At 44.2% G+C, this 1,737-nt stretch carries 2 protein-coding genes; both read left to right on the forward strand.

Annotated features, from left to right (window positions below):
• The first annotated feature begins 157 nt into the window (after positions 1–157).
• Complete coding sequence (locus RIG68_RS13195; RefSeq protein WP_350122879.1) at positions 158–637, forward strand: hypothetical protein; 480 nt, start codon at positions 158–160, stop codon at positions 635–637.
• Between the two features lie 201 nt (positions 638–838).
• A complete protein-coding gene (locus tag RIG68_RS13200; protein WP_350122882.1) occupies positions 839–1,333 on the forward strand; it encodes a DUF4304 domain-containing protein in 495 nt (164 codons plus the stop codon).
• The last annotated feature ends 404 nt before the right edge of the window (positions 1,334–1,737 follow it).

The following is a 1,737-nucleotide window of genomic DNA, read 5'->3' on the forward strand; positions in this document are numbered from 1 at the left end:
GGAACGCATAACAGTACGGGGCACCTGAACCTAACACCCGGCAAAAAACATACATCTTCCCTGCATTTTACTATCTTTAGTTGGCAAGGAAATGCAGCCTGCGTTACTGAAGACAGATGTACGTTTCTTGCCTCAATGTTATCAGCAATACCTTTCGATGCGGAATATGTTAGTGGAGTACAAGGACTGGCAACTGACGGTTGACAAACTGACGACGGCGACTGTCTATGGACGAGTACAGACCGGAGGAGCAGAATCATGCGGTTGTGTCGACTGCCAGAATTTTGCTACCCAACGGACTACCGTGTATCCGGCCGAAATAAAGGAGCTCCTAGAAAGCCTTGGCGTTGACTGGAAAAAGGAAGTTGAGGTAAGTCACTACGCAAGATTGGAAAATGGTGACCACTATTATGGTGGTTGGTTCCACTTCAAAGGTGACTTTGTTGGTTTCAACTGCGAACGGACGACTTCAAGCGACGGGTTTACGCTTGAACTAACTGACATAACGCCAAAATTCAGTATCGGATTTCGGAGAGCTAACTCTTTGACAGCTTTCAACAAGGCTGACCGACTTGTACAAGTAGAGTTTGAGTGCAAAGTGCCCTGGGTTTTGGATAGGCAGCTTGAACAGAAATGAAAGCTGATAACACAGGGCTATAGCGAATGGGGCCCGCAGTGGCGAAGAGACGGCGGCTGGCTTGGATTGTCCGCCACAAAAGTTAAATTTATCATCGGCGTGGCTAAGCGCAAGTGGGTAGAGAAGTGCATTACAAAACCCCACTCGCCATAGCCGGGCGTTGTAGCCAATTGTAGGGCGCAACTGCAAAGACAGATTTCCATGGACTCAAAGGACTTCAAAAAAGTAATCATTGATAGGTTAAGTGCTTACCTCAAAACAAAGCAGTTCAAAAAGAAAGGAAATGTATTTAGTCTTTCAAATGGCGACCTAACCTATTATATCGGACTTCAAAGTAGTCAAAGCTCAAATACCGACATTCTCAAAGTGACCGTTAATACAGAAATTGCTTCAGAGATGATTTCGAAACTCGATGACTCAAGTTTACCACTAGAACATCAGCGACATTACAATAGACGAATTGGCTCCTACCTAAATAACCAACAAGACAAGTGGTGGGTTGTAGATAGCTATGATGTTGCTGAAGAGGCAGCGGACGAAATTGTAAGTATCATTTACGAGAAGGTAATACCAAAATTTGATCAACTTAAATCGACAAATGACCTTGCTTCACTATGGAAAAATGGAGGTTATATTGGGATAACAGACAGACAACGAAAAAACTATCTCTCCTTGCTTGAAAATACGGACAAATAGAATTTCTGCATCCCACCTCCAGTGAACAGACAGTCTGCATAGCAGTTAACAGCTATCACCCAAGGACAGCTCTCTTACTGACATTGCTACTAGACAATGAAAAATGGCTACAACAACAGCCTAAAAATGAATGTGGGCTTCGTCAGTTTTCCAGCATTCGCTGGCTTGGATTGTCCGCCACAAAAGTTAATTTTATCATCGGCGTGGCTAAATGGTGTCGGATGCGGAGCTGCATAAAACTCCCCCACTCATTTTAGGCAGGCGTTAAGTTCGATTGCTTCTTTCTGAGCGTAAAATCAGCAGTATTTCAAGGTTTCGGGGGTAAGGTCTGTCCTTGTCAGATTAGCAGCCATTTGTGGCATGAAATGAAACTTCAAGTCTTAGCGGTGAGACCGTGCAAGTAA

The sequence above is a fragment of the Imperialibacter sp. genome (genome assembly GCF_040222385.1).
Lineage (GTDB): Bacteria > Bacteroidota > Bacteroidia > Cytophagales > Cyclobacteriaceae > Imperialibacter.